Source organism: bacterium (assembly GCA_024742285.1).
Classification (GTDB): Bacteria; Myxococcota_A; UBA9160; order UBA9160; family UBA4427; genus UBA4427.
Genome location: JANSYR010000030.1, coordinates 1 through 20,833, shown reverse-complemented (window position 1 = coordinate 20,833; position 20,833 = coordinate 1). Strand labels below are relative to the sequence as shown.

At 67.9% G+C, this 20,833-nt stretch carries 21 protein-coding genes; 13 read left to right on the top strand and 8 right to left on the bottom strand.

Annotation, left to right across the window (positions count from 1 at the left end):
- Positions 1-1,282: 1,282 nt before the first annotated feature.
- The 3 genes from NXI30_28660 (at position 1,283) to NXI30_28650 (ending at position 3,855) form a co-directional block, all read left to right on the top strand.
- Entirely contained in the window at positions 1,283-1,867 is a 585-nt protein-coding gene (locus tag NXI30_28660; GenBank protein MCR9098212.1) for a nuclear transport factor 2 family protein, read from the top strand.
- A 225-nt stretch (positions 1,868-2,092) separates the two neighbouring features.
- Positions 2,093-3,466 (top strand): caspase family protein, encoded by a 1,374-nt coding sequence (locus tag NXI30_28655; GenBank protein MCR9098211.1) that lies wholly within the window; start codon positions 2,093-2,095, stop codon positions 3,464-3,466.
- Positions 3,467-3,573: 107 nt separating this feature from the next.
- A complete protein-coding gene (locus NXI30_28650) occupies positions 3,574-3,855 on the top strand; it encodes a nuclear transport factor 2 family protein (GenBank protein MCR9098210.1) in 282 nt (93 codons plus the stop codon).
- 158 nt (positions 3,856-4,013) lie between these two features.
- On the opposite strand, the gene NXI30_28645 is transcribed toward NXI30_28650, so the two are convergent.
- Positions 4,014-5,093: a sulfotransferase gene (locus NXI30_28645; protein ID MCR9098209.1), complete on the bottom strand. Its 1,080-nt coding sequence runs from the start codon at positions 5,091-5,093 to the stop codon at positions 4,014-4,016.
- 25 nt (positions 5,094-5,118) lie between these two features.
- The gene (locus tag NXI30_28640; protein ID MCR9098208.1) at positions 5,119-5,577 is read right to left on the bottom strand and encodes a nitroreductase family deazaflavin-dependent oxidoreductase; all 459 of its coding nucleotides are present in this window, start codon (positions 5,575-5,577) and stop codon (positions 5,119-5,121) included.
- 88 nt (positions 5,578-5,665) lie between these two features.
- Here NXI30_28640 and NXI30_28635 point away from each other — a divergent pair, with 88 nt between their 5' ends.
- Positions 5,666-6,760 (top strand): alpha/beta hydrolase, encoded by a 1,095-nt coding sequence (locus tag NXI30_28635; GenBank protein MCR9098207.1) that lies wholly within the window; start codon positions 5,666-5,668, stop codon positions 6,758-6,760.
- A gap of 33 nt (positions 6,761-6,793) precedes the next feature.
- Here the strand turns inward: NXI30_28635 and NXI30_28630 are convergent, their stop codons facing one another.
- The 4 genes from NXI30_28630 to NXI30_28615 all read right to left on the bottom strand — a co-directional run bounded on the left by NXI30_28630 (position 6,794) and on the right by NXI30_28615 (position 10,861).
- On the bottom strand, positions 6,794-7,216 hold the full coding sequence (locus NXI30_28630) for a PaaI family thioesterase (protein ID MCR9098206.1): 423 nt from the start codon (positions 7,214-7,216) through the stop codon (positions 6,794-6,796).
- A gap of 40 nt (positions 7,217-7,256) precedes the next feature.
- Positions 7,257-8,336 carry a DUF1214 domain-containing protein gene (locus NXI30_28625; GenBank protein ID MCR9098205.1) on the bottom strand — a complete coding sequence of 360 codons (1,080 nt, stop codon included), beginning with the start codon at positions 8,334-8,336 and terminating at the stop codon, positions 7,257-7,259.
- 33 nt (positions 8,337-8,369) lie between these two features.
- Positions 8,370-9,581 carry a beta-lactamase family protein gene (locus NXI30_28620; protein MCR9098204.1) on the bottom strand — a complete coding sequence of 404 codons (1,212 nt, stop codon included), beginning with the start codon at positions 9,579-9,581 and terminating at the stop codon, positions 8,370-8,372.
- Positions 9,582-9,646: 65 nt separating this feature from the next.
- Positions 9,647-10,861: an amidohydrolase family protein gene (locus tag NXI30_28615; GenBank protein ID MCR9098203.1), complete on the bottom strand. Its 1,215-nt coding sequence runs from the start codon at positions 10,859-10,861 to the stop codon at positions 9,647-9,649.
- A gap of 142 nt (positions 10,862-11,003) precedes the next feature.
- Between NXI30_28615 and NXI30_28610 the strand changes: the two genes are divergently transcribed.
- Complete coding sequence (locus NXI30_28610) at positions 11,004-11,849, top strand: sugar phosphate isomerase/epimerase (GenBank protein MCR9098202.1); 846 nt, start codon at positions 11,004-11,006, stop codon at positions 11,847-11,849.
- Positions 11,850-11,857: 8 nt separating this feature from the next.
- Here the strand turns inward: NXI30_28610 and NXI30_28605 are convergent, their stop codons facing one another.
- The gene (locus NXI30_28605; GenBank protein MCR9098201.1) at positions 11,858-13,423 is read right to left on the bottom strand and encodes a bifunctional 3-(3-hydroxy-phenyl)propionate/3-hydroxycinnamic acid hydroxylase; all 1,566 of its coding nucleotides are present in this window, start codon (positions 13,421-13,423) and stop codon (positions 11,858-11,860) included.
- A gap of 227 nt (positions 13,424-13,650) precedes the next feature.
- Positions 13,651-14,508 carry an SDR family NAD(P)-dependent oxidoreductase gene (locus tag NXI30_28600; GenBank protein ID MCR9098200.1) on the bottom strand — a complete coding sequence of 286 codons (858 nt, stop codon included), beginning with the start codon at positions 14,506-14,508 and terminating at the stop codon, positions 13,651-13,653.
- A gap of 181 nt (positions 14,509-14,689) precedes the next feature.
- On the opposite strand from NXI30_28600, the gene NXI30_28595 reads away from it, so the two are divergent.
- The 8 genes from NXI30_28595 to NXI30_28560 form a co-directional block, all read left to right on the top strand.
- Positions 14,690-15,859, top strand: a complete 1,170-nt coding sequence (locus tag NXI30_28595) for a sulfotransferase (GenBank protein MCR9098199.1) — start codon at positions 14,690-14,692, stop codon at positions 15,857-15,859.
- Positions 15,860-15,881: 22 nt separating this feature from the next.
- Entirely contained in the window at positions 15,882-16,739 is an 858-nt protein-coding gene (locus NXI30_28590; protein ID MCR9098198.1) for an SDR family oxidoreductase, read from the top strand.
- On the top strand, positions 16,736-17,590 hold the full coding sequence (locus tag NXI30_28585) for an SDR family NAD(P)-dependent oxidoreductase (protein MCR9098197.1): 855 nt from the start codon (positions 16,736-16,738) through the stop codon (positions 17,588-17,590). Before NXI30_28590 ends, NXI30_28585 begins: the two co-directional genes overlap by 4 nt.
- A 31-nt stretch (positions 17,591-17,621) precedes the next feature.
- Positions 17,622-18,395, top strand: a complete 774-nt coding sequence (locus NXI30_28580; GenBank protein ID MCR9098196.1) for an enoyl-CoA hydratase/isomerase family protein — start codon at positions 17,622-17,624, stop codon at positions 18,393-18,395.
- Positions 18,396-18,430: 35 nt separating this feature from the next.
- Positions 18,431-19,327, top strand: a complete 897-nt coding sequence (locus NXI30_28575) for an LLM class F420-dependent oxidoreductase (GenBank protein ID MCR9098195.1) — start codon at positions 18,431-18,433, stop codon at positions 19,325-19,327.
- Between the two features lie 25 nt (positions 19,328-19,352).
- Positions 19,353-20,123 carry an SDR family oxidoreductase gene (locus NXI30_28570; protein MCR9098194.1) on the top strand — a complete coding sequence of 257 codons (771 nt, stop codon included), beginning with the start codon at positions 19,353-19,355 and terminating at the stop codon, positions 20,121-20,123.
- 27 nt (positions 20,124-20,150) lie between these two features.
- Positions 20,151-20,519: an EthD domain-containing protein gene (locus NXI30_28565; protein MCR9098193.1), complete on the top strand. Its 369-nt coding sequence runs from the start codon at positions 20,151-20,153 to the stop codon at positions 20,517-20,519.
- Between the two features lie 74 nt (positions 20,520-20,593).
- Positions 20,594-20,833, top strand: a 240-nt coding sequence (locus NXI30_28560; protein ID MCR9098192.1) for a hypothetical protein, incomplete at its 3' end; no start/stop codon positions are given.

Here is a 20,833-nt window from a genome sequence, read left to right as displayed (position 1 = left end):
GCTTGTTAGACGGCGCGACGGCGCAACATCGGGGCTTGGGGGTGGATTGGCCGGGTCCCTATTCGGAACCTTTCGCCTCGCGAGAGAGTTCGGCCTGCGGGTCGATCGAAGCGGAGCAGATCCGCCCAGACGCTTCGGACAACCGAAGCCAACGAGCCCTGCCGAACGAACTCCTGGTCGGCGCGGCTCCGCCCGGATCTCAAGCTCCAGGGCACTTCGCCGTCCAAGCCCAGCCCGCCACCGAAGCCAGACGAACGGGAGCCCCTGTTCGGCTCGCACGAACCCGCTCTTTCCCGAACTCCCAAGGAATCGGGTCGCCGAGTCTTCGAGGCGCCTGCAGCGCAACTCGCCGACTGGGCAGAAACCAATTTCAACGAAGTCGCGGGGTCGCGCCGTCTAACGGATCAGCCCATAACCTGCAGGGATCGCCATCGTCCCTGGGTTGAGCAGATCAAGTTCGTCGCCAGAATACCTCAAGCGGCCTTCCCGGCGAAGCCGGGATGAGGTCGCGGACTCCACTCCAGGCCTGGCCAACGCCCTGTCAGGTTCAGGGGCTTGTTATGCGGCGTGGGCCGCGACCCAACTTGAACGGGATCGCGATCGCTACCGTCGTCAGATCGTTCGGATCGGGAGGCGAGTACGGGCAGTATTGCCATTTGCGAACAGCGACGAGGGCCCGATCGCCGAATCCGTAGCCCTCGGGTCGATCTTCCGTCACACGAACATTCTGAGGACTACCGCTCGGGTCAATCTCGAACTCGAGCCGGACGTATCCTTCGAGTCCTTCTTGAAGTGCTTGCTCAGGGTACTGCGGAGCGACCCGAATGATCTTATCCACCGTAGGAGATGACTTAGATCTTGGGGGACAGTTCAGCTCAACACGATTCTGAGTCGTGGCCGTACGATCTGCGACGCAGCCGGAGATCAGGCTCGCTACGAACAAGACGATACAGGCGTGTTTAGGCAAAGCGGGAGGTCCATGCCGCATAACCAGTTAGTAACCTGACAGCCGCACATCGGCTGGCAGTACATCATCCGCGAAAACGCGCCCGAGCTCAACCGGTTCTGCAGGCCCAGGCGGCCCCAGGTCCGCCGCCATCCGCCGGAAACCACCCCATGCTGCCGTGATACTCATTATCACGGCAGCACGGGGCGATGAGCCTCCGGAGGGGGGCCGAGCAACGCCGCGCCCGTGGTGGTGGCGGCGCTGTGCCCAGTCTCTACGCTGTCTCGACCATCGCTCCTGTCTTCGGAGCATTTCCCATCAGCAAGGAGCCCTGCCATGTCGAACGGACAGCCGACCCTGACCAAAGAAGGAATGGGCATCGTCTCCGGACTTCCCCTCGAGATCCGCGACGACTCGCCGGAGGCGCTTCGTGACGCCGTGCAGATGCTGCTCGACATCGAGGCGATCCGGCGCGTCAAGCACACCTACTTCCGGTGTATCGACACGGCCAACTTCGAGGAGCTTGCGACGCTCTTCCATCGGGACGTGAAGGTCCACTTCATCGGCGGGACCTACGAGTGGAAGCTCCAGGGCAAGGACGAGTACCTCGCGTCGATCCAGTCGTCCTTTCACAACCGCTCGGTTGGCCATCACAACGGTCACCACCCGGAGATCGAGATGCTCTCCCCGACCGAGGCGACGGGTGTCTGGTACCTGACCGACAACATGTGGATCATGAATCGCGAAGCGTTCACGACGGGCACGGCGATCTATTGGGATCGCTACGTCAAGGAAGACGGGCGCTGGCAGATCATCGACACGAAGTACGAGCGGATCTACGAGCTGAACGAACACCAGCCGAAGGAGCCGCCCTTCGCCTACCACTATCTCGGCAAGTACGCGCCGCCGCCCCAGGCGTAGACTCGCGCGGGGCTCTCCGTCCCGAGCGGTCGTCCGCCGCGCTCGCGACGCGAGCCGTGTGGAGGTCCTCGCGATCGGGTTATTGGGCCGATCGCGGAACCGATTTGACCGGATCGTGCCCCCATCAAGGCGCGGATCGGTCCGATTCGGCCAGGGAGGCGTGGGTTATGCTCGCAGCGGATCGATCTCCATATCGCGCCCCCAGCGATCGAGAAGGGAGCGAGTATGACGATCAGGCGATCTGTATTGGCTTCGGCGGTCGCGGTCGCGGTGGCGCTCGTCCTCGCGTCGCTCCTCGGATGCTATTCCGCGAGCCCCGGCGTTGCCCGGGAAGTACCTCCGTACCGAGCGACGAAATCACTCACGCCTTTCGGCCTCGGTGCGATCGAAGTCTCGGGTAGTGGAAACGGAAGCGATCGGGCGGCGCTCACGAGCGGTTTGAAGCGTGTGCTCCAGACCTCCAACTTCTTCGATCCGTCGGGGCCGGCCGGGAACGCGCGGGTCAAGGCGCGGATCGTCCGCTTCGCGACGCCCCCTGCCGGCATGTCGTTCACGACCACCCTCACGATCGAGTACGAGGTCCTCGCGCCGAACGGCACGTCGATCTTCGCCTCTGAGCTCACGACCCAGGGCGCCGACGACTCGGGCGGGGCGATGGCGGCACAGCGGGCCGGTCGCGCCAAGACGCTCGCGATGGCCAACAATCTCTACGACTTCCGGACGGACCTCGAGCAGGCGTTGGTCGCACACACGCAGCGAGAGCATCCCGGCTATCGCGTCGCGAGCGGAAGCGCGCCTCCGACCGGCGGGAGCCACTCGGCACCCGGCATCGAACGGGTCGGCGAGGCGATCGTGCCTCTCGACCTGTCCGAGTTCGACGACGGGGCGGCGCTCGGACGCGGCAAGTACTACGCGCTCGTGATCGGGAACAATCAGTACCAGGCGCTCACGAACCTGGAGACCGCCTCGAACGACGCGCGCGTGATCGGGAAGCTGCTCGAGGACGAGTACGGGTTTCGCGTGACCACGCTGATCGATGCGACGCGAGGGGACATCCTCGCTCGCATGGCGGAGCTGCGTCGAGATCTCGGTCCCGAGGACAGTCTGTTGATCTACTACGCGGGGCACGGCTGGTTCGACGAAGGGACGCGGCGTGGCTACTGGCTGCCCGTCGACGCGACGGAATCGGATCCCTCGAACTGGATCTCGGCGGCAGATCTGACGGATACGCTGCGTGCCATGTCGGCGAACCACGTGATGGTCGTCGCGGACAGCTGCTACTCGGGATCGCTCACCCGGGGCCTGCGGATCGAGACGCGCGACGACGCGTATATCCGCCGGCTCGCGAGCAAGCGGGCGCGGGTCGTGCTGACCTCGGGTGGGCTCGAACCGGTCACGGATTCCGGCGGCGGTGGACACTCGGTCTTCGCCCGGGCCTTCATCGAATCGCTCGAAGAGAACACCGGCGTTCTCGAGGGCGTCGCGGTCTTCAATCGGATTCGGAAGCCGGTCGTGCTCGGTGCCGACCAGACGCCCGAGTACGGCGACATCCGTTTCGCGGGTCACGAGGGCGGGGACTTCCTCTTCATCCGCAAGTAGCGCGCGCCGGGCCGAGCGACATACTCTCCCGGGGCGACGTCCGCGCGGTGTCCACGATTCCGGGAAGCGCGGCGAGGATGCGCGCAGATCTCGGGAGGGGACCGGACTTGATCGAGGAATCGGATCGCTCGGCGATTCACGAGCTGCTGGCCCGGTATTGCCACAGCATCGACGCCGCCCGCGGTGAGCTCTGTGCCGGTCTCTTCACCGAGGACGCGGTGCTCGAGACGCCCGTCGGTACGGCGAACGGAATCGCCGAGATCCAGGAGTGGATCGACGGCCGGCTCGCGCTCCGCCAGCCCGACATCCAGGTGCGGCACTCCCACCTGACGATTCTGCTTGCGCCGCTCTCCGCGGCCGAGGTCCGCGTGCGGAGCACGCTCCTCTAACGTGGGAGACGCTCGAGATTCCGCGCGAGGTCGACGTCAAGTCGACGGTGATCTACGAGGACGTGGTCCGGCGTACACCGCAAGGCTGGAAGTTCGCCTCGCGGAAGTGCGACACGCGGCTTCCCCTCGACGACGTCTACTTCCGCTAGCGGGCCGCGCTAGGCGGGGCGGTCGGCGAACTGGTTGCCCGACGAGGGGTGGCTCGCCTCGCGGTCGAGCAGGACGAGCGCGGCGTGGCAGAGGGCGCGGACCGTGTCCGACTCCGCGGGAGTCGGCGTTGCGCGTCCCGCCTTGCCCGGGGTGAGGAGCGCGCTCGCGTCGTCCATCCAGGCGTCGCCGCCCGGCAGGTCGAAGAAGTCGACGATCTGGCCGAGGACGCGCTTCGGATCCGCCTGGAGGTCTTCGAAGGAGACCTCCGCGTACTGCCGCGCATCGAGTCGCTTCACCGACGCGAAGCCCCGGAGCACCATCTCGTTCCAGTCGCGCAGGAAAATCTCGATCGGGACATCGTGCTCGAAGAGCGCCCGGAGCTTCGGGGACATCGGCCCCGCGTCGTTCAGATCGCTCGCGTCGAGGTCGCTCCACGCGAGCCCCGCGTCGGTCCGCAGGCCGTAGTGGCTGAGCGCGAAGAGCCGCATGTGGTTGTGGTTCTTCATGGAACGCGCGACGTCGAGGGGGTCGCGGTGGAGATGGAGGAAGCGCGCGTCGGGGAAGAGCTCGATCAGCTCGGGGAGCTGGGCGAGGGTGCCGCCGCTCCGCTCGATCCAGACCGTCTTGCCCGCGCGCCCGGTCGTCCACTCGAAGAGGGCGAGGAGCTGCTCGCTCAGCTTCCGCGTCGGCTGCTTGCCGGCGAACTCGACGAGCTCGTCGAAGGCGACGGTCGGGTCGTCGAAGAGCGTCGCGAGGGGAAGCAGAATCAGCTCGGGGTAGACGCCGTCGCGGTAGTTCTTTGGCGAGACCCCCGCCGGCGGATGCTCGAGGTCGAACTGGATCTCCGGCGTCTTCAGGTGGCCGACGATCTTCTTGAACTCCCCCGTCGAGCGGAGCCCGCAGTCGCAGATCGAGGCGAGCTCGGCGCCGTCGACGTCCCGCTCCCCGAATTTCCGGATCGCGTCGAGCCCGACCAGGAACTCCGAGAGGACGCAGACGTCCGGATGCACGTCGATCATCTTCGAGAGGATCGTCGAGCCGCATCGACCGGTGCCGATGATGAAGCGCGGGATGGCGTCGGCGGACAACGGGGTCGGTCGGGTCGAGGGAGCGCTATTCCGCCGGCTGGCAGTCGAAGACCGGGATGTTGCGGTCGGTGCGCTTCTGGTAGTCGTCGAACTCGTGGTAGTGCTCGACGCAGATCGGCCAGAGGCGCGCCTTCTCTTCGTCGCTCACCTGGCGGGCGACGAGGTTCATCTTCTTGCCCCTGTACTGGGCGATGATCTGCGGGTTCTTCTGGATGTTCTTGACCCAGACGGGGCTCTTGGGCGCGCCGCCCTGGGAGCCGACGATGATCACGCCCTGCTCGTGCGGGACGTACATGAGCGGGATCGTGACCTGCTTGCCGCTCTTGGCGCCGGTCATCTCGATCAGCACGACCGGTCGGCCCTGGAACTTGCCCATCAGGCGGCCGCCGGTGAGCTTGTAGACGAAGACGTTCAGCTTCGAAAAGGGCTTGATGAACTTGCGGAGCTGGGAGAACTCCTTCTCGGTCATCGGATTCTCGGCCATGGCGGGGGATCTCCTGGGCCGCCGGGGAGTCGAGAGGGCGGCGAATCCAGTCTAGCGAGACGAACGGCGCCGGGGGTAGGCTCGGGCGATGGCCCAATCCACGATTTCCTCCCGCCAGGTCCAGTCCCGCTCTCTCTCTTTCCACACGCTCGAGTGCGGGGAGGCCCAGCCGGGTGAAGATCCGGTCATCCTGCTCCATGGGTTCCCCCAGACGTCGCACATGTGGCGCCACCAGCTGCCGGTCCTCGGCGAACGCTTCCACTGCTTCGCTCCGGACACCCGCGGCTACGGCGGGACCGACAAGCCGCGGGTCCGTCTCGATCGCTCGATCCTCGCCCGCGACGTGATCGACTTCATGGACGCGCTCGGGATCGAACGCGCGCGCCTCGTCGGTCACGACTGGGGCGGGATCATCGCGAGCGCCGCGGCCCTCAAGTACCCGGACCGCTTCAGTCGACTCGCGCTCCTCGACACCCTCGTCTCGGTCTGGATCACGTGGGGGATCCACGGGTACTGGTTCAAGGCCGAGCCCGATGCCGAACGCTTCTGGGAGAAGCACCACGCGGACTTCATCCGTTCGGTCTTCGCCGGCGAGAGCGGCAAGTACGGCGGCCCGCCGGAATCACCCTGGGCCGGTGTCGAGGGCTCGGAAGGGTCGGCCGCCCTCGACGGCTTCGATCCGACGCAGTTCTGGACGGCGCACGACGTCGACCACTACGTCGAAGCGTTCTCGGATCCGGCCAGCTGGTTCCACTCGATCGAGTACTACCGCCACTGCCTGCCCTTCCACGTGGCGACGCCGGACGCGAGCGCGCCCGGTGGTCAGCGCTTCGAGTTCCGCACGAGTCAGCAGATCGCCGCCATGTGGCACCACGAGAACCTGCTCTTCGGCCATCCGGAATGGAACGACAACTTCATGGTCTTCGCGCCCGAAGACTGGCACCTGACCTACGACGGGCCGACGATGTACGTGTTCAGCCCCTTCCTCGTGCCGCAGGCCTTCGAGGACGGCGAGCCGCCGGCCGACGACTACATCCCGAGCGGCAACCCCTACGCGGATTCCTTCGCCCATCACTTCCCGGACCTCCGTACCCGGGGAGTCCAGTCCGGGCATTTCATTCCGGAAGAGGCACCGGAGCGGACGAACGAGCTGCTGCTCCAGTTCCTCGCTGGGGAGATCTGATCCGGGGCGCCGGCGGGAAGCGCAAAGAGCTCTCTAGGCCGCGCGCGGCTTCAGCAGCGCGATCGTCGACGTCGCCTTCGCGATCGTCACGCCCGCCGGCGTGCGGAGCAGACCTTCGGCGAAGACCGTGCGCCCACCGCCGTGCTCGACCCAGCCCTCGGCGATCACGGGGCCGGGATTCGCGGCGCGGAAGAACGAGACCTTCACGTCGAGGGACATCGCGACGCGCCCGTCGCCTCCGATCATCGAAGCCGTCGCCATCGCGTTGTCGATCCAGCCGGTGACGAACCCGCCCTGGGCGACGTTGCCCGAGTGGCAGTGGTCGGGGCGCACCTCGAACTCGACCACCGCGTGTCGCTTCTCCTCGTCGAGCTCCACGTAGCGGACGAAGCCCAGGGTCTGGAGCATCGGGCGGATGGACGGGTGGACTTGGTCGAGCGCGTTCTCTTCTGCCATCGCGCGACGGTAGCAGCGCTCGCGAAGCGATCGTTCGCGCTCAGGCCTTCACGACCCGTGTGTCGGGGAGCGGCGGCGGCGCGTCTGCGCCGACCCAGCGGAGCGCGAGGGCGCCGCGCCGGTGTCCGGCCGTGTCGAGCCAGTTGGGTCGGCCGGGATCCTTCGCGGCGACGTGGATCCGGACCTTGCCGTCGTCGTCGACGTGGGCGGTCTCGTGATTCACGTGGGTCGGGTAGTAGAGATAGTCGAAGGACTCGAGCCAGTGGTTCCCGATCTGCAGGTTCCAGTAGTCGAAGCGCGCGGGCGGTTCGAGGACGATCTCGTAGACCTCGTCGTCGGCGAGCTCCCAGTAGCTGTAGAGATAGATCGTGCTCGGGTCGCCCTGGGCCGCCGCGAGGAAACGCGGATCGATCTCGCGGATCTCGAACGGGTGTTCCTGGAACGAGGCCCGCCAATCCTGGAACTGGGAGACGATCGCCGGGACCGTCGTGCCGACCCGGTCGAGGACGCCGACGAGCTGGGCGGGTTCGAGCGGAAGGGGCTTCGCACCCGCGTCGACGCGGGTGATCTCGAGGCTTGCCGGCTTCTGCTCGGGTCGGCGGAGGACCGTCTGCCGGATCTGGAGGGCGTTCGTCTCGGGGCCGAGGGCGAGCCAGTTGCCCGGGTGCTCGTCGCGGGAGAGGATCATCTCGAAGCGCCCGTCTTTCACCTCCAGCTCGTTCGTCGTGACGTAGTGGTCGCGAACGAGTCCCTTCGGCGTTCCGAGCGCGCCGGAGAAGACGCCGATCCCGAGCATCGCGACGTCGTTCAGGCTTCCGCTCAAGCGGTAGGTGAAGTCCGGCGAGAGCCGCGCGAGGGCGTAGACGTAGTCCGGGTTGTCGAGGCCGATCTTCGGGCTCGTCGTCGAGACGACCGCCTTCGCAGGATCGGACTCGTCGAGCTGATTGCGAAGGAAGTGGGCCGTGAGCCGCGCGAGGTGTCGGTAGCCCTCGGCCCGATCGAAGTCGTCGTCCGGGGCGTTCTCGAGGACCAGGTCCCCCGCCGCCTTCAGGGCGTCGCAGAATTCGGCCCAGGCCCGGCCACTCGCGAGTCGATCGTTCGGGTCGGTGCTCTCGGACATGCGATGCTCCTCGCGGTCGGGTGTCGGCGCGGGTCAGAGCGCCTTGAAGAAGGCCTGGAGCACGGCGAAGCCCGTCGGCCCGCCGACGAGTCCCTGGCTCATGCGATTCATGACGAAGCCGAAGCCGACCTTCGCGTCGGGGTCGGCCATGCCGATCGAGCCGCCGGCGCCGGGATGACCGAAGGCGCTCTCGCTCGGCGAGAACGGCATGAAGTCGCTGCGCAGCATGAAGCCGAGCCCGTAGCGCATGGGCATCTGGCCCAGCGTCGCGTCGGGGCCCGAGACCTGCTCGGTTCGCGCGCGGGTGATCGAGTCCGGCTCGAGCAGGCGAACGCCGTCCAGCTCGCCGCCGCGGGCGAGGGCGCCGTAGATCTTCGCGAGGGCGCGGGCGTTGCCGTGGCCGTTGGCGGCGGGGATCTCCGCCTCGCGCCACTCCGGCGTGTTGTGGGCGCCCGCCTTGATGTGCGGATTGTTGAAGGCGGCGCCGACCATCGTCGTCGGGTCGGCCATGTCGCGCATGAAGTCGGCGAGCGGTCCCTTGAGACGAACGGCGGGGCGACCGCTGTCGGTCTTCGCCCCTTCCTTCGGCGGGGCGAGGCTGCCGATCATGTCGGAGACGCGTCCGTGCTCGCTCGCCGGGAGGCCGATGTGGAAGTCCGCGTCGAGAGGCTCCGCGACGTCTTCGCGGAAGAGCGTGCCGACGCTCTTGCCGGAGACGCGTCGGATCACTTCGCCGACGAGGAAGCCGTAGGTGACGGGGTGGTAGCCGTGCTTCGAGCCGGGGGTCCACCAGGGCGCGGTCCGCGCGAGGGCGTCGGCCATCGCGCCGAAGTCGTAGAGCGTGTCGGGCGGAAGCGTCTCGCGGACCGCCGGGAGGCCCACCTGATGGCTGAGCAGCCAACGGACCGGCACGTCCTGCTTGCCCTCCGCCGCGAACTCGGGCCAGTACTCGGCGACCGGCGCGTCGAGGTCGATCTTTCCCTGCTCGACGAGCCGATGGGCGATCAGCGCGGTCATGCCCTTCGTCGTCGAGTAGGTGTTGGCGATCGTGTCCGGTCCCCAGGGCTCGTCCTGATCCCGGCTCGTATAGCCACCCCAGAGGTCGACCACGAGCTCGCCGTCGAGCATGAAGGCGATCGAGGCGCCGACTTCGCTCTCGGCGACCTTCTTCTCGAAGACCTCTCGGACGGAGGCGAAGCGGGGATCGCAGTGACCCGCGATCGGGACGGGGGGCGAATCGGACAAGGGCGGTTCTCCAGAGAAGGGTTCGCGCGGATCAGCGCCGAAGCAGTCGTTCCGCGTCGACGCGATCAGCGCCGAAGCAGCCGCTCGGCGTTTCCGCGAAGGATCGCATGACGGATCTCGGCGCGCCCGGGGTCGCGGGTCACGATCAGGACCTTCGCCTGGGTCGCCGCGAGGTGGTACCAGGGCCAGTCGGTTCCGAAGAGGAGCCGTTCGCCGCCGGTCCTTCGGATCATCTCGTCGAGCCAGGTCACGCCCTGGCCGTGGATGCCGAGCCAGACGTTCTCGAAGCGCGTGGCGAGGTCGAGCATCCCCGCCGCGTCCCGTGCGCCGCCGTGGCCCATCACGAAGGGCAGGTTCGGAAAGGCCGAGACCGCGCCCTCGTAGTGGCGGGGCATCGCGAAGCCCTGCCGGGATTCCGGCTCGACGCCGGCGCGCCCGCCGTGGAAGAAGATCACGAGACCGAGTCGATCCGCCGCCTCGTAGACCGCCATCGCCGAGTCCTCGTCGGGATGGAACGCCTGCATCGTCGGATGCAGCTTCACGACCCGCGCTCCCGCCGCCGCGGCGCGCTCGAGCTGCGCCGGGGCATCGGCGTCTCCGGGATGGACCGAGGTCCCGAGCCAGAGTCGATCCGCCGCGCCGGTCTGCGCGAGTCCGTCGCGCCAGAGGGCCTCGACGTCGTCGCCGAAGGGCAGGTCGAAGACGATCGGGAGGAGCACGGCGTTCGAGACGTGAACGGCGTCCATCTCGCGCAGCAGGTTCGGGATCGTGTGGGTGTCGACGATGTCGCTGCCGGTGAACCCCTGGGCGATCGTCATCGTCGGGAGCGCGTCGACCTGCTCCGGCGTGAAGTTGCCGTTGATGTAGATGTCGAGATCGAGGGGGCAGCCCGGATCGGTGGCGTCGCAGTCGAGGAGATGACGCACGCGGTCGCTCGGTCGCGAGAGGTCGAGGGTCGGCGCGAGAAAGAGCGACATGCCGAGATGGGTATGGAAGTCGATCGCCCACGGCACGCTGTCGTCGGCCAGCCGCAGGACGCCGGCGTCGTCGAGCTCGTACCAGGGAAGCTCCGAAAGGCCTCGGTATCCCTGGAAGCGCTGGACGCCGAAGGGACCCTGGCCCGTGCGGCGTGCTTCTTCTTCCCGTTGTCGGACGAGGGACGCCTTGTCCACGTCGGTATAGGGTCGCCGCTCGGTACAGCCGGCCAGGCCCAGGGTCGCAGCGCCCAGGGCGCCGCCGGTGGTTCGCAGGAAGCGTCGACGATCGAGGCGAAGGGGCATGGACGAAGGGTAACCATTTCCCCGGGCCTCGCGTCGCGCACCCGTCCCGTCCCCCTGCGCCCCGCGGCGGCGCGGGATCCGGTCGCTAGAATCGAACGCCGGATTTCGCGGGCCGCCCTCGGACCCGTCGACAGGAGATGCCATGAGCCCCGTACGCGAAGAGAACCTGATCCTCTGCAACGCTCCCCTCGTCGGAGGCGCGATGGACGTGACCGCCGAGCAGGTGAAGTCGATCATCGACGCGACGGCGGATGCCGGGTGGGGCGGCGTGTCTCTCTGGGCCTTCCATCATCTGGCGGCGGTCGGCGCGGGCAAGCGCCCCGAAGAGGTGAAGGCCTGGCACGACGATCGCGGGCTCTCCGTTCCGGTCGTCGAGTCGCTGATCGGTTGGGAGGGCGGCGACGAGGCCGCGATCGCCGAGCAGTGTGGCGGGACCTTCGAGGTCGCGAGCTTCTACGGCGCGCAGGCGGTGGCCGGCGTCGTGATGGGCCCGGAGATGGATCTCGCCGCGGCCACCAGAGGGCTCTCCCTGCTCGGCAAGATGGGCGCCGACCGGGGCATGAAGGTCTGCATCGAGTGGCTCCCCTGGACCGGCCTCCCGACCATCAAGGCGGCCTGGGAGCTCGTCCAGGAAGCCGGCGGCGACAACATCGGCCTCGTCTTCGACACCTGGCACTGGCTCCGCCAGCCCGGTGGCCCGGACGAGGACACGCTCCGCCAGATCCCCGGCGATCGCATCCACTGCGTCCAGCTCGATGACACGACGGCGCAGGGGACGGGCGAAGACCAGATGATGGAGTCGATGACCCACCGGCTGCTTCCCGGCGACGGCGAGGTCGACTGGCCGAACGTCCTCTCGCTCCTCGACGAGATCGGGGCGGATCCGATCTGGGCGCCCGAGGTCTTCAACGTCGGGCTGATGCAGGAAGGGCCTGCCTCTATGGCGCGCAAGACCCGTGACACGACGCTGAAGGTGCTCGGGCTCTAGCGGACGGTTCAGCTCGCGAGCGAGAGCTTCTCGGCGAGGCGCCGCACGAGCGCGCTCGCATCGGTCGCTTCATCGACGACGCCGAACACGTAGCGGTCGGGGCGGACGAGGACGGCGGGCGAGCGGTCGAAGACGTAGTCGAGGGCGCCTTCGACGACCTCGAAGGCGTCGAGGGCCACGGGACGAAGTCCGACCGTCTCCGCGAGCGCGGCGGCTTCGGCGTCGAGCGCGAGGTCGGCTTCGGTTCGGCCGACGAGAGCGAAGTCGTCGCCGAGCAACCCGTCGAGTCGCTGCGCGGCTGCGTCGGTTCCGCGCGGGCGGACCTGCGGCTGGCGGAGGGTGTGCCCGATCGGTACGCCCTCGGCGCGCTGGGGCTCGTTGAGGGCGCCGCCCTCGATCGGGAGCGAGACGCCCGACTCGTCGACCTGCAGGCTCGGCACCCAGCCCGGATGGGGCTCGGGCCGTCCGGCCTCGCGGGCGGCGAGGGTCTCCATCAGCTTGCCGATGTCGCAGGCGCCGTCGACGAGCGTGCGCGCGTGGGCGTCCCGTTCTTCGAAGTAGCTGTCGAGCAGGTCGTCGCCGCAGCGGCCCTCGAGGACCAGCGCCAGCTTCCACGAGAGATTGAACGCGTCGCGGAGACCGCTGTTCAGGCCCTGGCCCAGGAAGGGCGGTGTCTGATGGGCCGCGTCGCCGGCGATCAGGACCCGGCCTTGACGCCAGCGCTCGGCGGTCGCGGCGTGGAACTGGTAGACGACCGCGCGGCGGAGGGTGTAGCGGTCCTTCGGAAGCCAGCTCTCCAGCAGCGCGTCGATCGCTTCGGGTCGTGCCATCTCTTCGCGGGTCTCGCCCGGCTTCAGCTGGAACTCCCAACGCCGGTTCGGGTCCTTGACGCAGACGTAGGTCGTGAGCCGATCGGGATCGCAGACCTGCATGGTCGGGAGCGGCAGCAGGTCCGTGTCGTCGACGAGGATGTCGATCACGAGCCAGTCCTGGTCGTAGCCGAGGCTCGTCCAGGGGATGCCGAGGGTGCGGCGCACGAAGCTCGAGGCGCCGTCGCAGCCGACCAGGTAGGGCGCCGTCACCATTCGCGTCGAGCCCCCATCGACCTCGCGCAGTTCGAGCTCGACACGGTCGCCCTCGTCCCGGACCGCCGTCGCTTCCTCGCCGAGGAAGACGTCGATCCGATCCTCGCCCGCGACGGCTGCGCGCAGGAAGGCTTCGAGCTCGGGCTGGTCGAAGAAGGCGAGGTCGCGCCTGCCGTTGTGGCCGTCGTGGGACGCGGTGTCGATTCCGAAGAGCTTGTTGCGCTTCGAGTCGGTGAACCAGAGCGAGTCGCCCTCGCGGTAGGGCTGGACGAGCGCTTCGACTTCGTGACCGAGTCCGATCGACTGGAAGAGGCGGATCGATTCGCCGTCGAGTCCGACGGCGCGGGGCAGCTCGAGGGCGACCGCGGAACGCTCGTGGATCGACACACGGAAACCGCGGCGCGCGAGCAGGAGCGCCGTCGTCGCGGCGACCGGGCCGAAGCCGACGATCGACACGTCGTAGTCGCAGTCGTGGGCCGGCGTCGTCATGGATCGTATTATACGATCGAATAAGTTCCGAGCAAGGGCCCTCCCAGGTGCCTCTGGACCCGCTGAGACGCGTCTCAGGGTTTTCCGGCGTGCGGAACGTCCACCTCGTGGGCGCGCATCTCCGAGAAATAGAAGGCGCCTTCGTGCCAGCGCGGACCTTCCGGGAAGGCCACGCCGTCGGCGAGGTCGCGACCGGGTCGGGACGGGCGACCTTCTGTCTTCTCCGGCTAGCGCTGGAGATTCGCGGGATCTCCGAAGGCCTGGGTCGGATTCGTTCCGTCGAGGAGGTTCCGCATCCGCCGCTCGAGGGGCTCGCGGGTGGACTCGTGGGTCAGGATGTAGAGCCGTTTCGCGACGATGGCATCGTGGACGGCGTTGGCGACGCGGTCGGCGGGCATGGCGTTCTCGATCACCGCCCGGAGCGCCTGTCCGCGTTCCGACTGCTCGAGCGTCTCCCGGCCTTCGTCCCGAAGCGATTCCGGCCGGTTGCGACCCGAGTCCCAGATGCGCGACTGCACGAAGGCCGGACAGAGGACGGACGCACCGACGTCGGAGCCCACGTTCTGCAGATCGGCGAAGAGCGTCTCGGTCAGCGCGACGACGCCGTACTTCGAGACGTTGTACGCACCCATGCCGGGGCCGGAGACGAGGCCCGCCATCGAGGCGGTGTTCACGAAGTGGCCTTCGTTCTGCTCGAGCAGGTCCGGAGCGAAGGTCTTCACGCCGTAGATGACGCCCCAGAGGTTCGCACCGAGGGTGAACTCCCAGTCCGCGATCGAGGCCTCCCAGACCGGACCGGCGGTCGCGACGCCCGCGTTGTTGCAGACGACGTGGGCCGCACCGAACGCGTCGAGGGTGGTGGCGAGGAGCGCTTCGACCGCGGTGAGGTCCGTCACGTCCGTGCGCGCGGAGACGACCTCGGCGCCGCCCTCGCGGATCTCCTTCGCGGCGGCTTCGAGCGGGCCGGACTCGATGTCCGCGAGGACGATCTTCATCCCCGCCTGCGCGAAGCGATCCGCCATCGCGCGTCCGATTCCACTCGCGCCGCCGGTCACGACGGCGACCTTTCCCTTCAGATCCTGCATCGCTCGCTCCTTGCTCGAGGCGGGAGGGGCGCAACTCCAGCCGCGGCGAGCACGGATTCTACTGAGCCGAACGCCTGCACGGGCCGTCCGTGATCGGACGGCGAGTTCGACGTCCCGTGGCGGGGCGCCTCGATTGCCACGCCCAAGGGGATCGAGTACCAACGAGGAAGCGGAGCCCCCGATGTTCTTTCTCTTCGATTTCGCCAACTATTTCAAGATGATCCGGCTCGCCTGGAACGAGAAGGTTCCGAAGGCGCGGCGCTGGTACCTCGCGGTCCTGCTCGTCGGGACGCCGATCATCTCGACCTTCCACGCGATCTGCTTCGCCCTCGACTGGCTCTTCTTCCCCGAGCTCCGGAAGCTCGAGGTCGATTCGCCGATCTTCATGGTCGGGCACGCGCGGAGCGGAACGACGCTGACCCACCGGCTGCTGAGCCAGGATTCCGGCCGCTTCAGCTCCCTCATGCTCTACGAGATGTACTTCCCTTCTCTGATCCAGAAGAAGTTCATCCGCTGGGTCGCGGAGATCGACCGGACGAAGTGGCGCGGGCTCCTCGCCGGGCAGGTCGCGGCCTGGGAGGAGTGGCGGTACGGGCGGATGAGTGGGGCGCACGCGATGGGCCTCACGATGTTCGAAGAGGACGACATCTCCCTCTACTGGTCCTTGGCTGCCGGGTTCTGGATTACGAAGATGCCCTACATGGGGGATCTCGATTTCTACTGGATGAACCGGTGGTCCCCCGAGAAGCGGCGCCGCTACAACGACTTCTACCGGGAGATCGTGAAGCGCCAGCTGCTGCTGAACGGGACCGACAAGATCCACCTGTCGAAGAACCCGATGTACTCCGGTCGCGTCGCCTCCCTGATCGAGGCTTTTCCCGACTGCCGGATCATCGTGAACGTGCGCAATCCCCACGAGACGATCCCGAGCCTGCTCAAGTTGATGCGCGGCGGCTGGAAGGCTCTCGGCTGGGACGAGGAGAAGCAGCGGAAGACGCTGGGCATCCTCACGGAGCAGTCCTTCCACGACTACCGCCATCCGATCGAGACCCTCGAAGCCCATCCCGAGATCTCGGGCGCGATCGTGGACTATCGCGATCTCACGTCCGATCCGGCGGCGACGATCGAGAAGGTCTACGACGACCTCGGTCTCGAGATGACCGAGGACTTCCGCGCCGAGCTCGCCAAGCAGGGCAAGCGCGAGCGGAAGCACACGACCAACCACGAGTACAGCCTGGAAGAGTTCGGCCTCGAGGCCGATGCGATCCAGAACCGTCTGGGCGATCTCTTCGAACGCTTCGGGTGGGACGAGGGCGAGCCGCCGGAAGGCGGGGAGAGCGCCTCGGCCTGACGAGCGCGGATCGGGAGACGGGATGAGCGGACCGACTGGCAGCGTGCTCGACGCCTTCCGTCTCGACGACCGCGTCGCGATCGTGACCGGCTCCGGCCGTGGGATCGGCGCCGAGACGGCACGGATCTTCGCGGAGGTCGGCGCGAAGGTCGTCTGCGTCGCCCGAACGGCGGAGCAGATCGAGGCCACCGTCGCGGCGATCGAGTCCGCGGGAGGCGTTGGACTCGCGGTCGCCTGCGACCTGACCGACTCGGCCGCCGCGGATCGGGTCGTCGAGGCCACGATCGAGCGCTTCGGCGGAATCGACCTGCTGGTGAACAACGCGGGCGGCGGCGGGCACGTTCCGACGAAGTACGGCCAGGACGAGCACTTCGAGGCCGCGATCGGGCTCAACTTCCGTGCCCCCTTCTACCTGACGCGCGCGGTCGCCCCGCACATGCGGGCGCGGGGCGACGGCGCGGTCGTGAACGTCTCCTCCGGCTTCTCGCGGGCGGCGAACATCGGCTCGATCCCCTACGGCGGCGCGAAGGCAGCGCTCGAGCAGATGACGCGGATGATGGCGATGGAGTTCGCGCCCGAGATCCGCGTGAACGCGATCCGGGTCGGGGCCGTCACGACCGAGAACATGCGCGAGAACCTGCTCGCGAGGAATCCCGGGATCGGCGAGGCGCTCGAGGCCTGGACGCCGCGGGCGCGGCTCGGCGAGCCCCGCGACATCGGACTGGCCGCGCTCTATCTGTGCAGCCCGGCGGCGGACTACGTGACGGCGCGGATCCTGCCGGTCGACGGCGGGGTCGTGCTCGAACGATCCGCCACCGAGATCATCGAACGTGCGGAACGCCTCGCCCAGGAACGCGCGGCAGGGAGGGGCGACGGATGAGCGACGAACGAATCAAGGTCGGCGCGAAGAAGGCCCGGGACTTCCGAGAGCGATACGGACCCGTGGCCCTGGTCACTGGCGCGGCGCAGGGAATCGGTCGCGCGTTCGCGGACTCGGTCGCGGCGCGAGGGCTCGATGTCCTGATGATCGATGTCCAGGAGGAAGCGCTCGACGTCGCGGCACGCGAGGTCGCCGAGACCTACGAGGTTTCGACCTGGGCGGTGCCGACGGACCTCGCGCGGCGCGATTTCCTGGGCGGCGTCGAGGCGATCGTCACGCGGGTCGGGCTCGAGGTGGGGCTCGTGATCTGCAACGCGGCGATCGGCCTCGAGGGGCCCTTCCTCGAAGCGGACCTCGAGGAGCTCCAACGCGCCGTCGACGTGAACTGCCAGGCGGCGACGACGCTCACCCATCACTTCGGTCGCGAGATGGCCGAGCGGGGTCGCGGTGGCGTGATCCTGATCGCCTCCGGAACGGCGCTCCAGGGCTCGCCCGGCTACGCGAACTACGCCGCGACCAAGGCCTTCAACCTCGTTCTGGGCGAGAGCCTCTGGTACGAGCTGCAACCGAAGCACGTCGACGTGCTCGCGTTCGTACCGGGACCGACGAACACGCCGGGGATGCGCAAGAGCATGCCCGGGCTGGAAGCGGGCGTCGAGGTCGGGCCGATCCAGCTGCCCGCGACGACCGCGGAGGCGGCCGTCGATGCCCTCGGCAAGAAGGCGACGGCGGCCCGGGAGCGGGTGCACGCGAATCGACTCGCTTCGCGACGGCGTGCCGCGGACGAATTCGTCGAGGAGCAGGCCGCGCGACGGGCTCCGAAGGTCGAAGCGCCCCCGACCGGCGAATGACGCTCCCAGCGCATTCTGCTACCGAAGCGGAATGGCTCTTCCCCTCGCAGTCGACACCGACATGCTCGAAGTCGAGCACGCCGATCGCGTGCTCACGATCCGGCTGAACCGGCCGGACGCGCTCAACGCGTTCCGACCGGAGATGCTCGCGGGGATCGAGGCGCTGGTCATCGCGGCGGGCGGTCGAGACGACGTGTCCGTGATCGTTCTGGAGGGCGCTGGCCGTGCCTTCTCCGCGGGGGTCGACTTGAAGGTGCTGCAGGGGATCGATCCGAAGGGCGGGAAGATCGGTGACGTGTTCGACCAGCCGGCCCGTGGCGCGTATCGGGCGATCCGCCGCTCCGAGCTGCCCGTGATCGCGAAGGTCCACGGCGCCTGCTTCACCGGCGCGCTCGAGATCGCGCTCCACTGCGACTTCGTGTTCACGACGCGGGACACGAAGTTCGGCGATACGCATGCCCGGTTCGGTCTCCGCCCGACCTGGGGTATGAGCCAGACCCTCGCCCAGGCGGTCGGCGTGCGTCGCGCGAAGGAGCTCTCGTATACCGCGCGGACCTTCCTGGGCGCCGAGGCCGTCGAGCTCGGCGTCGCGAATGCGGCGGTCGAGAACGAGGAAGCGCTCGATGCATTGGTCGCGGAGCGGGCGGCCAGGATCGCGGCCAACTCCCGCGCCGCCGTCGCCGCGATGAAGAAGCTCTACGATCTGGCGCAGGAAGGCCGCGACCTCGAGGGCGCGCTCGAAGCGGAGCTCGCGACGGAGTTCCCGGAGATCGAAGATACGTCGGAGCGGCTCGCGGGATTCTGATCCCAGCCTTCGCCCACGACCGTGAGAGGACAGGCATGAAGTTCGGGATTCGTATTCCGCCGCCGCAGATGGGGCCGATCGGGGACCCCGACTTCGTCGAGCGCTATGCGCAGCTGGTCGAAGAGATGGGCTTCGAGTCGATCTGGACGATCGACCACGCCGTGATGCACGCGGAGTACGACTCCCGCTACCCCTACAAGACGACCGGCCGGACGCCGCTCCCCGCGGATTCGAACATGCCGGATCCGCTGATCCTGATGATGCTGATCGCGTCGGCGACCGAGCATCTGCGGATCGGGACGTCGATGCTGATCCTGCCCCAGCGTCACCCGATCATCCTCGCCAAGGAAGTCGCGACCCTCGACCAGTATTCGAAGGGTCGCGTGACCCTCGGCGTCGGCGTCGGCTGGGTCGAGGAGGAGGTCGAGGCCCTCGGGCAGAATTTCGGCGATCGCGGCAAGCGTACGAACGAGTGGCTCGAAATCCTGCGCGTACTCTGGAACAACGACGTGTCGTCCTACAAGGGGGACTACTTCGACTTCCAGGCCGTCATCAGCAATCCGAGCCCGGCGCAGCCCGGCGGCGTCCCGATCATGATCGGTGGACACAGCGAGGCGGCGGCGCGCCGCGCAGGCACCTACGGCGACGAGTTCTACCCGCACTGGTCGACCCGTGGCCCGAACAAGGAAGAGCTCGAGCGGCTCTGGCCGATCGTGATGGAGGCCGCAGAGGCGGCCGGGCGACCGCGGGACGCGGTTCGCCTCACCCTCACGAGCACGAGCGACGCGAAGACCGCCCTCGAGACGGCGGAGTTCTGCCAGGAGCTCGGGGCGGAGCGCGTCGTCGTCCTGCCGCCGAAGGGCGAGCTCGACGGGGCGCTGCCCGACGAGCTCGCGCGCTTCCGCGATCAGGTGATCGCGAAGCTCGGCTGAGGCGCTTCGCGAGAGGAGCAGGAAGATGGGCGTACTCGACGGGAAGGTGGCGATCGTGACCGGCGGCGCCCGGGGTGTGGGCCGGGGGATCTCACTCGCCTTCGCGAAGGAGGGCGCCACGGTCGTGATGGCCGAGGTGAACCCCGAGACGGGCCCCGCCACCGAGAAGGAGATCCGCGCGCTCGGGCGCTCGGCGCTCTGGATCGAGTGCGACGTGACGAAGAAGTCCGACGTCGAGGAGACGGTCGACCGCGCGGTTCGCGAGTTCGGCGGGATCGACATCCTGGTGAACTGCGCGACCGGGGCACGCCCCGACACGGCTTTCCGGACCTTCCTCGAGCACACGGACGATCAGGTCGAGCTCCAGCTCGGGGTCGAGGTCTGGGGCGCGTTCTGGTTCATGCAGCGATGTCATCCCCATCTCAAGGCGAGCGGAGACGGTCGGGTCATCAACCTCTGCTCGATGGCCGGGACCGAACGCGTGCCCGGCTTCATGATCTATGCCGCGTCGAAGGAGGCGCTCCGGGCGATGAGCGGGATCGCCGCGAGGGAGTGGGGCGCCGACGGGATCCACGTGAACGTCCTCTGCCCGACCGCCGACACCGAGGCCACGATCCGCTTCCGCGAGGAGAATCCCGAGGCCGCGGAAGAGTCGCTTCGGGGCGTCGCCCTCGGACGCCGAGGAGACTGCGAAGCCGACATCGGACGCGCCGCCGTCTTCCTGGCCGGGCCCGACTCGTCCTTCATGAGCGGGCAGACCGTGCACGTCGATGGCGGCGCGGTGATCCACGCCTGAACCCATCCGATTCGAGGGAGCGCTTCCATGATCAAGCTCGTCTTCTGTTGCCGTCGCAAGCCGGAGCTCAGCCGCGAGGAGTTCCTCGTCCGTTGGAAGGACGTCCACGGTCCGCTCGTCCGGAAGATCAAGGAATCCGCGCTTCCGTCCATGAAGCGCTACGTCCAGAGTCACTCGCTCCCCGACGAGCTGAGCGCGCCGGTCCAGCAGTCCCGCGGCGCGCTGCCGCCCTTCGACGGGATCACCGAGGTCTGGTTCGACGACCTCGAATCGATGGCGGGCGACGGAGGCGAGGCGGCGATTGCCGGCGCGAAGGCGCTGCTCGAGGACGAAGCGAAGTTCCTCGATCTGCCGAGCTGCCACGTGTTCCTGACCGAGGAGCACGAGATTTTCTGAGCGTTCGGATCGAGCACGAGATCAGAGGTGGAGCGTAGAATGCACCCGGCACGCATCGTGCGATGTCGGCCTGCATGCCGACTCCGCCCTTCCTGCGTCGCCCACCCCACTGCCCCAACCCCGACTGCGATTTCCATGCAGATCCAACCGGTTGGCGCTTTCAGAAGAAGGGCTTCTACGAACGCGAGGCCCGGCCGCGCAGGATTCAGCGGTACCGCTGTACCCACTGCGGCCGCTACTTCAGTTCACAGACCTTCTCTCCGTCCTACTGGCTGAGACGCGGAGATCTCCTCGAGGACGTGTTCCACCTCCTG

What these genes read in the sequence shown, in the direction of transcription:
- NXI30_28660 (MCR9098212.1), top strand. Translation starts at nt 1,283, where the DNA reads ATGTCGAACGGACAGCCGACCCTGACCAAAGAAGGAATGGGCATCGTC.
- NXI30_28655 (MCR9098211.1), top strand. Translation starts at nt 2,093, where the DNA reads ATGACGATCAGGCGATCTGTATTGGCTTCGGCGGTCGCGGTCGCGGTG.
- NXI30_28640 (MCR9098208.1), bottom strand. Translation starts at nt 5,577, where the DNA reads ATGGCCGAGAATCCGATGACCGAGAAGGAGTTCTCCCAGCTCCGCAAG.
- NXI30_28635 (MCR9098207.1), top strand. Translation starts at nt 5,666, where the DNA reads ATGGCCCAATCCACGATTTCCTCCCGCCAGGTCCAGTCCCGCTCTCTC.
- NXI30_28630 (MCR9098206.1), bottom strand. Translation starts at nt 7,216, where the DNA reads ATGGCAGAAGAGAACGCGCTCGACCAAGTCCACCCGTCCATCCGCCCG.
- NXI30_28625 (MCR9098205.1), bottom strand. Translation starts at nt 8,336, where the DNA reads ATGTCCGAGAGCACCGACCCGAACGATCGACTCGCGAGTGGCCGGGCC.
- NXI30_28615 (MCR9098203.1), bottom strand. Translation starts at nt 10,861, where the DNA reads ATGCCCCTTCGCCTCGATCGTCGACGCTTCCTGCGAACCACCGGCGGC.
- NXI30_28610 (MCR9098202.1), top strand. Translation starts at nt 11,004, where the DNA reads ATGAGCCCCGTACGCGAAGAGAACCTGATCCTCTGCAACGCTCCCCTC.
- NXI30_28605 (MCR9098201.1), bottom strand. Translation starts at nt 13,423, where the DNA reads ATGACGACGCCGGCCCACGACTGCGACTACGACGTGTCGATCGTCGGC.
- NXI30_28600 (MCR9098200.1), bottom strand. Translation starts at nt 14,508, where the DNA reads ATGCAGGATCTGAAGGGAAAGGTCGCCGTCGTGACCGGCGGCGCGAGT.
- NXI30_28595 (MCR9098199.1), top strand. Translation starts at nt 14,690, where the DNA reads ATGTTCTTTCTCTTCGATTTCGCCAACTATTTCAAGATGATCCGGCTC.
- NXI30_28590 (MCR9098198.1), top strand. Translation starts at nt 15,882, where the DNA reads ATGAGCGGACCGACTGGCAGCGTGCTCGACGCCTTCCGTCTCGACGAC.
- NXI30_28585 (MCR9098197.1), top strand. Translation starts at nt 16,736, where the DNA reads ATGAGCGACGAACGAATCAAGGTCGGCGCGAAGAAGGCCCGGGACTTC.
- NXI30_28580 (MCR9098196.1), top strand. Translation starts at nt 17,622, where the DNA reads ATGGCTCTTCCCCTCGCAGTCGACACCGACATGCTCGAAGTCGAGCAC.
- NXI30_28575 (MCR9098195.1), top strand. Translation starts at nt 18,431, where the DNA reads ATGAAGTTCGGGATTCGTATTCCGCCGCCGCAGATGGGGCCGATCGGG.
- NXI30_28570 (MCR9098194.1), top strand. Translation starts at nt 19,353, where the DNA reads ATGGGCGTACTCGACGGGAAGGTGGCGATCGTGACCGGCGGCGCCCGG.
- NXI30_28565 (MCR9098193.1), top strand. Translation starts at nt 20,151, where the DNA reads ATGATCAAGCTCGTCTTCTGTTGCCGTCGCAAGCCGGAGCTCAGCCGC.